At 53.1% G+C, this 7,220-nt stretch carries 8 protein-coding genes; 4 read left to right on the top strand and 4 right to left on the bottom strand.

Going from position 1 to position 7,220, the window contains the following annotated elements; all coding sequences use genetic code 11:
- The first annotated feature begins 105 nt into the window (after window positions 1-105).
- The 3 genes from ACIGG6_RS09620 to ACIGG6_RS09610 all read left to right on the top strand — a co-directional run bounded on the left by ACIGG6_RS09620 (window position 106) and on the right by ACIGG6_RS09610 (window position 2,762).
- Window positions 106-873, top strand: coding sequence for a GGDEF domain-containing protein (locus ACIGG6_RS09620; protein ID WP_399844144.1), 768 nt, complete (start codon window positions 106-108; stop codon window positions 871-873).
- Window positions 874-971: 98 nt separating this feature from the next.
- The gene (locus tag ACIGG6_RS09615; protein ID WP_399844142.1) at window positions 972-2,009 is read left to right on the top strand and encodes a CNNM domain-containing protein; all 1,038 of its coding nucleotides are present in this window, start codon (window positions 972-974) and stop codon (window positions 2,007-2,009) included.
- A gap of 102 nt (window positions 2,010-2,111) precedes the next feature.
- Window positions 2,112-2,762, top strand: a complete 651-nt coding sequence (locus ACIGG6_RS09610) for a peroxiredoxin (RefSeq protein ID WP_399844141.1) — start codon at window positions 2,112-2,114, stop codon at window positions 2,760-2,762.
- Between the two features lie 60 nt (window positions 2,763-2,822).
- On the opposite strand, the gene ACIGG6_RS09605 is transcribed toward ACIGG6_RS09610, so the two are convergent.
- The 3 genes from ACIGG6_RS09605 to ACIGG6_RS09595 all read right to left on the bottom strand — a co-directional run bounded on the left by ACIGG6_RS09605 (window position 2,823) and on the right by ACIGG6_RS09595 (window position 5,118).
- Complete coding sequence (locus ACIGG6_RS09605; RefSeq protein ID WP_399844139.1) at window positions 2,823-4,091, bottom strand: PAS domain S-box protein; 1,269 nt, start codon at window positions 4,089-4,091, stop codon at window positions 2,823-2,825.
- Window positions 4,092-4,326: 235 nt separating this feature from the next.
- The gene (locus ACIGG6_RS09600) at window positions 4,327-4,533 is read right to left on the bottom strand and encodes a zf-HC2 domain-containing protein (RefSeq protein WP_253503378.1); all 207 of its coding nucleotides are present in this window, start codon (window positions 4,531-4,533) and stop codon (window positions 4,327-4,329) included.
- A gap of 15 nt (window positions 4,534-4,548) precedes the next feature.
- Entirely contained in the window at window positions 4,549-5,118 is a 570-nt protein-coding gene (locus ACIGG6_RS09595) for a sigma-70 family RNA polymerase sigma factor (RefSeq protein WP_399844137.1), read from the bottom strand.
- 56 nt (window positions 5,119-5,174) lie between these two features.
- Between ACIGG6_RS09595 and ACIGG6_RS09590 the strand changes: the two genes are divergently transcribed.
- Window positions 5,175-5,951: a ZIP family metal transporter gene (locus ACIGG6_RS09590; RefSeq protein WP_074210196.1), complete on the top strand. Its 777-nt coding sequence runs from the start codon at window positions 5,175-5,177 to the stop codon at window positions 5,949-5,951.
- A 2-nt stretch (window positions 5,952-5,953) separates the two neighbouring features.
- Here ACIGG6_RS09590 and ACIGG6_RS09585 read toward each other — a convergent pair whose 3' ends face one another.
- Window positions 5,954-6,967 (bottom strand): isocitrate dehydrogenase, encoded by a 1,014-nt coding sequence (locus ACIGG6_RS09585; protein WP_253503384.1) that lies wholly within the window; start codon window positions 6,965-6,967, stop codon window positions 5,954-5,956.
- Between the last annotated feature and the right edge of the window lie 253 nt (window positions 6,968-7,220).

Raw genomic sequence — 7,220 nt, 5'->3', positions numbered from 1 at the left:
GCCTTCGATTCCGAAGTCACCAGGTGAGGCAACCATTTCTTGATATTGATTATCTTTATACTTTGATTTAAAAACCAGTTGGCACAGACTCTCCCTAGCGGTGGGGTGGTGCTTGCTAACCGGCCTCGCCATCATCATGCCTCACGAGGCACGCCGTCAGGGCACCCGCCCTTACTACGCTTTTTAGGGCTGCCGATTAAGATTGGTGGTGAAACCGTCGGCATGATTGGCTTGGCCAACAAAGCGGAAGATTACACTGAGGAGGATGCCCTTTTTCTGCAGCCTCTTCTTGATACATTAGGTGCGCTTTTTTATGCACTAGAGGTGGAGAAATCCAGGCATTATGCCGAGCAAAAACTACGTTACCTGGCTGAAACTGACGTATTAACCAGGCTGCCGAATCGTAGGGCGTTTATCGAGCGTATAGCCGAATTTTATGCTCAGGAATCAGCGCCCTTTTCTATTGCAGTGGTTGATATTGATTATTTTAAGTTGGTTAACGACCAATACGGGCATCAGGTGGGCGATGAGGTGCTTCAAGAGGTGGCTTTTCGTCTTAGTAGCGCTCTACGTTCTGATGATTTGGTGGCGCGAATGGGGGGAGAGGAGTTTGGTGTCTGTTTATACGATACACAAGATGCACCTACTCTGGAGGTGCTGCGTAAGACCATTGCAGCTGAACCCGTGCTGACTAGCGAGGGGGCTGTGAATGTCACGGTAAGTATTGGTGCGTGCCAAGTTAGCTCGCAGAGGTGCGCTGATCGTTGGGAAGATGATCTGCGATATGCTGATCTGGCGCTTTACCGCGCAAAGAAAGAGGGACGTAACCGAGTCAGGTGGCACATGCCGAGTATGGCTACAAATTTCACATAGGTTAGCTAGCGGAAGGGCAGGTGGTTCGCCTAGGCTAATGATTGACACCTCTTTGTTGAATCTCTATAACGCTATTTCACCCACTACCTAGAGCTTCCATGTTCCTCCTCATCACGATTGCCACCTTCTCAATCGCGTTCTCCTTTCTATGTTCTATTCTTGAGGCAGCGCTGCTGTCGATTACGCCGAGCTATATTGCCAAGCAAAAAGAAGACAATCCCAAACTTCACACCGCGCTGACCAAGCTGAAGACCAATATCGATCGGCCGCTTGCCGCGATTCTGACCCTCAATACGATTGCCCATACGGTCGGGGCAACGGCGGTGGGCGCTCAGGCAGCGGTCGTGTTTGGTGAGTCATCTATTGCGATTGTCTCTGCCGTGATGACCATGCTGATTCTGATTCTGTCAGAGATCATCCCCAAGACGATCGGTGCTACCTACTGGCGCGGCTTAGCACCGCTGTTGCCGAAGCTGCTCAACCCGATGATTATGGGTCTGCTGCCGTTTATTTGGATGTCGGAGCAGATTACCCGCCGCTTAGGTAAGTCAGAGCATGACGTGGATCTGCGCGATGAGATCAAAGTGCTGGCGCGGGTTGGCCTGGAAGAAGAAGTGTTGGACGCCGATGAGTCGCGCACCATCATCAACATGCTCAACCTGCACGACATTGCGGTGAATAAGGCCATGACGCCTCGCACCGTGTGTGAGACCGTGCCACCGAACATGTCCGTTAGCGAATTTGACGAGCAGTACGGTAAAGCGCCGTTTACTCGCTTCCCGGTGATGGATAACGGCGAGCAGGCATTTGGCTACGTACACAAGGCGGATATGTACCACGCCGACGACACCAAAACGATGCTTGAGCTGATGCACCCCATTGGTAGCGTCGAGGTGTCCAATAATGTGGAGCAGGTATTTACCTCCATGTTGAAAGATCACCTGCACATGCGGGTGGTTTACGATGAGCACGGCACTTTTGTAGGGCTGATCACGCTGGAAGATATTATTGAGACCATTCTCGGCCAAGATATCGTCGATGAAACCGACAGCGTGGCGAACCTGCGCCACTACGCGAAACAGCGTTGGGTCAAACGTATTAAACGCGAAGATAAGAATGTGAAACCAGCAGAGTGAACGCTGCCATAACCTCATTGTCTTAGCGTGAAACGTTCTATAGTGAAGGCGTTGAAAGTCATATAAGGTATGAGAGCCACTTCACTTTAACAAGGAGCAACGATGTCATTACGTATCAATGCAGTCGTGCCTGACTTTGAAGCAGAAACCAGCCAAGGGCCGATTCGTTTTCACGATTGGATCGGCGATAGCTGGGCAATTCTTTTCTCGCACCCCAAAGACTTCACGCCGGTTTGCACCACTGAGTTTGGCGCAGTGGCGAAACTGAGCGCCGAATGGGAAAAGCGCGGCACTAAGGTAATTGGTGTTTCTGTTGACGGCGTGGAAGACCACAAGCGCTGGGCAGGCGATATCGAAACCGTGAGCGGCAGCAGCGTGGGTTTCCCCATCATTGCTGATGAAGGTCTCAAAGTCTCCAAGCTGTTCGATATGCTGCCGGAAGATGCCTATCTGCCGGATGGCCGTACACCGGCTGATAGTGCGACGGTGCGCTCGGTATTTATCATCGGCCCGGATAAGCAGCTAAAGCTCTCCATGACCTACCCGATGACCGTAGGCCGTAACTTTGCTGAAATTTTGCGTGCGCTGGATGCGCTGCAAACCACGGCAAAGCATGGCATTGCCACCCCGGCGGATTGGACGGTCGGCCAGGATGTCATCATTCCGCCCAGCGTCTCAGACGAGGACGCCAAGCAGAAATTTGGTGAGTTTGACGCCGTGCTGCCTTACCTGCGCAAGACCAAGCTGCGTTAATCGCGCGACAAGCAGTCGATTGGAAGCCTCGCCAGTTCATACTGGCGAGGCTTTTTTATGCTAGGCGGCTTCTAGCGTTAGGCGCTCGATAGAGTGGGAGACACTTTGAGCCCCCTGAAGTATCTCATTCACAATCGACTCGATTTCTTGCACGCTAGTTTGGCTGGTATGGCCTTGTTCAACTACCCGCTGCATTGCCTCGGTGGTGCGTAGTACCAACGCGCTATTCTCTTTGAGGACTCGGGTAATATCATTGACGGCCTCGCTAGAGCCCCGCGCTAGCTGGCGTACTTCGTTGGCCACTACGGCAAAGCCGCGACCCTGTTCGCCCGCTCTAGCCGCTTCAACAGCCGCGTTCAGAGAGAGCAGATTGGTTTGGCTAGCAATTTTGGCGATGGTGTTCGCCGTCTTATTAATCTGCTCTGCTTGACTATTCAGTGCGCTAATTAAGCTTTGAGCATCACCCAGCGTATCGCTAGCATGCTGAAAGTGGGCAATTACTTGTCGAAGGTGTACTAAGCCCTCTTGAGCGATGCGCTCCGTTTGACTAGAAGAGGTGCGGGCACTACTAACAGTTGCTTGGGCGGCTTCGCTGGCTTCAATTGCGCGGGTGATATCGGTAGCGAATTTCACTACTTTTACAATATTGCCCTCGTTATCCACGATAGGGTTATAGGTAGCCTCTAGCCATACCACACGGCCTTGGGCGTTTAGGCGCCTAAATTTACCCTGCTTAAACTCGCCATTAGCCAGTTGCTTCCAAAAGTTAGGTTGTTGCTGATAGAACTCTTTCGCGCAAAACATGCGGTGGTGCTCGCCGCGTATCTTATGAAGCGGGTAGCCCATGGCCTGCTCAAAATTCTTATTAGCGTTTAAAATGTGGCCATCGGGAGTGAATTCGATGACTGCCATGGAGTTGTTCAGCGCCTGCAAAATCGCTCGTTCACGGGACGCTTTTTGGTGTTTTTCAGTGACATCACTGGCCACTTTGAATACCTGTATGACTTTGCCGCGCCGGTTTTTAATCGGCACATAGGTTGCCTCTAACCACACTTCCTCGCCACGGGAGTTAATACGCCTAAAGCGGCCCTGCTGGCTTTCACCCGCCGCTAACGCCTGCCAAAAGCTGGCGTATTCACGGCTATTCGCTTCTTCAGTAAAGCAGAACATCCGGTGGTGTTGCCCCTTTACCTGTGAAAGTGAGTAACCCACCGTATCGAGAAACGGCGCGCTGGCATCTTGGATGATGCCTTCGGGAGAAAAGTAGATGCAGGCAGTGTGCTGGTGAAGCGCATTGCTTAAACTCCCAGAAGCGAAGGCGGTGAACATGGCAGTATTAGTCCCGGCAGCAGCTTAATAAACGAGCAGAGAATAGACCAGTTTCCTATAAAAAACACTGTTTTGTATCGTTGAGGCACAAAGTGTAACAATGGTAACTCTATGTGCTTGTTTTTATTAAAGTTAAATTTTATAGGCCTGTAAAAAGAATTTTTGTAGATAAGAACCCTGAGTACATAAGCCAGATATACAGGCTTCCCCGGGCATGGCGGTATGCTAAAAAGCGTTATGTATCATGCTGCTTGTCTTCACGGTGAGTGGGAGTGGCAGGATGGTGGTCACCCACATGATGCAGTAGGTCAAACTGACGCGCGCATGCGCGGCAGGCACTGCAGATAGACAGATGAAAGCGCAGTGCGGTGCGCTCTTTGAAGGTAAGTGCTCTATCAAGCTTGAGCGACATCAAGCGTGTCGCTTCCCGGCACATTAGCATGTGCATCTCCTCCTGCTAGCGAACCCAACCGTTGTCTAAGCACTCTCTTAGGCGCAGCCGTGCTCTGTGTAAAATAACCCAGCAGTTAGTTTCAGAGACGCCGGTTTCCTTACAAATCTCCTCGGTTGATAGCCCAATAAGTTCGCGCAGGCTAAAGATACGAGCAATATTGTCGGGTAGTGCAAGCATGCAGGCGTCAAACACCTGCCAAAAGTGCTGATTTTCCAATACATGTTCTGGCTTCCCCCAGTCGTTGGGGCGAGCGTTGGGTTGCCAATGCCCATTGGCTTCAAACAGGCGGTCTAGGGTATCGTCGTCTAGGTCGTCATCTAGCGGCTGCCAGCGCCCCTGTTTTTTCTGGTGGCGTAGCTGATCTAGAATCTTGAATTTCAAGATGCCAAATACCCAGGTTTCAAACTCTGAGCGGCCTTCAAACGTCGTGCTTTTTTCAAAGGCGGTCAGCAAAGTTTCTTGAACGACATCTTCGGCGGCGGCTGAGTCCCTTAGCTGTAAGCGCGCAAAGGCAAGTAGGCGAGGGCGCATGTGGCTGAAATGCGTGGCGGCCAGTGAAGCGGTGATGGTCACAGTGTCCCCTTGTCGTTGTTGGTTCCTTCTCATCGCACATCGAGTTTACGATATTCATGGAAAATACGCTGTTATTAGGATTTTTAGGCAGTTTAGTGGCTGGGTTGTTAACTGCTGTGGGGGCGCTGCCTGTGCTGCTGGGAAAAACACCCAGCCGAGGGTTTCGTGATTTAGCGTTGGGCTTTGCGGCAGGTGTGATGCTGGCTGCGTCGTTTTTCTCTCTGATTATTCCGGCGCTAGATGCCGCAGAGATCTACTATTCGGGCGGGCCAATTCCGGCGGCACTGGTGTGCACCGCTATTTTGTTGGGCATGGCGGCGATTGCACTGCTCAACGAACGCTTACCCCACGAGCACTTTCAACAGGGGCGGGAAGGGCCGGAGGCTGCTTCGCTGCGTCGGGTATGGCTGTTTGTGTTTGCCATTGCAATTCACAACCTGCCGGAAGGCTTGGCGGTCGGCGTTGGCTTTGGTGCCAATGGATTAGAAGGCGGGATGCCGCTGGCAATTGGCATTGGCTTGCAGAACATGCCGGAAGGGTTAGCGGTAGCCGTGGCGCTGATGGGGGAAGGCTACTCCAAGTGGCGCTCCTGGTCGATTGCAGCGCTGACCGGGCTCATTGAACCGATTGGCGGGCTGTTTGGCGCAAGCGTCGTCACCGTTTCCCAAGTGTTGTTGCCCTGGGGCTTGGCGTTTGCCGCGGGTGCCATGCTCTACGTGATTAGCCACGAAATCATTCCCGAAACCCATCGCTGCGGCCATCAAAAGAAAGCGACGTTTGGCCTGGCGATGGGCTTGGTGATCATGCTGTTTCTCGATGTATGGCTGGGCTAGGTTCAGCCTTTTAGGTGCTCCACCAGCGCCTGGGCGAAGGTATCGGTGGTGCCGGTGCCGCCCATATCGGGTGTGACCATATCGCGGCGGTTCTCCAGTACAGCGCGAATACCCTGGCGAATTGCGTCACCCTTGGCGGTCATGCCGAGGTGGTCGAGCATCTGGGCGGCGGCTAGCAGCAGCGCGCAAGGGTTGGCGATTTTCTTGCCTGCAATGTCGGGTGCCGAGCCGTGTACCGCTTCAAAAATGGCCGCTTTTTCACCGATGTTCGCCCCTGGGGCGAGGCCCAAACCGCCCACGAGTCCAGCGCACAGGTCGGAGAGGATATCGCCGAACAGGTTGGTGGTGACGACCACATCGAATTGGTGAGGGTTCATAACCAGCTGCATACAGGCGTTATCCACGATCATCTCTTGGAATTCGATCTCGGGATACTCGCTGGCCACTTCACGGGCAACGTCTAAAAACAGGCCGGAGCTGGTCTTGATGATGTTGGCTTTGTGAACGGCGGTGACCTTCTTGCGACCATTCTGTTTGGCTAGCTCAAAGGCGTAACGCACGATGCGCTCGGAGCCTTTGCGGGTCACTTTGATCACCGAGATGCCGGTATTGCCGTCGTCGAGCATCTCTTGGCCATCGGAGAGGTAAGCCCCTTCGGTGTTTTCCCGCACGGTGATCATGTCGATATCATCGTAGCGGGAGCGGGTGCCGGGAAAGCTGATGGCGGGGCGCACGTTGGCATAGAGGTCAAAGTGACGGCGTAGCTGCACGTTAATCGATGAAAAGCCCTTACCAATCGGCGTGGTGAGCGGGCCTTTCAGGGCAATGCCGTGCTTTTCAATGGCATCCAACGAGGCTTGAGGAATCAGCGTACCGTGTTTTTCAAGCGCTACCAGGCCCGCGTCAATAAACTCGTAGTCCAGCCCGCACTCAAGGGCGTCTAGCACTTGCAGGGTGGCATCCATGATTTCAGGGCCGATGCCATCGCCTTTAATTACTGCGACTGTCTGGCTCATGAGTGGGTCCTCTCGTTGGTAGGGTAGAAAGTGGCGAGGAAAGGGCGGTGGGGCCGCCGTTTGAGTGCCATGGTAAGCCAAGCTTAGGGATCAGGTCATCGTCTAAACGTCTAGGGTGACGGGTGCGAATTGGCCTGTTTGCTGGTAGAATGCCGCGCTCAAGGCGACTGGAACGCACTTAGCTGCCGCCATCTCGCCTGAATAACGATGATAGAACAGCAAGGTTTATCTGTAATGAACAATGCAATGGCAG

The sequence above is a fragment of the Vreelandella lionensis genome (genome assembly GCF_044543515.1).
Lineage (GTDB): Bacteria > Pseudomonadota > Gammaproteobacteria > Pseudomonadales > Halomonadaceae > Vreelandella > Vreelandella lionensis.
The sequence above is the reverse complement of the archived record's forward strand: the minus strand, read 5'-3'. Positions and strand labels throughout refer to the sequence as shown.

What these genes read in the sequence shown, in the direction of transcription:
- ACIGG6_RS09615 (WP_399844142.1), top strand. Translation starts at nt 972, where the DNA reads ATGTTCCTCCTCATCACGATTGCCACCTTCTCAATCGCGTTCTCCTTT.
- ACIGG6_RS09610 (WP_399844141.1), top strand. Translation starts at nt 2,112, where the DNA reads ATGTCATTACGTATCAATGCAGTCGTGCCTGACTTTGAAGCAGAAACC.
- ACIGG6_RS09605 (WP_399844139.1), bottom strand. Translation starts at nt 4,091, where the DNA reads ATGTTCACCGCCTTCGCTTCTGGGAGTTTAAGCAATGCGCTTCACCAG.
- ACIGG6_RS09600 (WP_253503378.1), bottom strand. Translation starts at nt 4,533, where the DNA reads ATGCTAATGTGCCGGGAAGCGACACGCTTGATGTCGCTCAAGCTTGAT.
- ACIGG6_RS09590 (WP_074210196.1), top strand. Translation starts at nt 5,175, where the DNA reads ATGGAAAATACGCTGTTATTAGGATTTTTAGGCAGTTTAGTGGCTGGG.
- ACIGG6_RS09585 (WP_253503384.1), bottom strand. Translation starts at nt 6,967, where the DNA reads ATGAGCCAGACAGTCGCAGTAATTAAAGGCGATGGCATCGGCCCTGAA.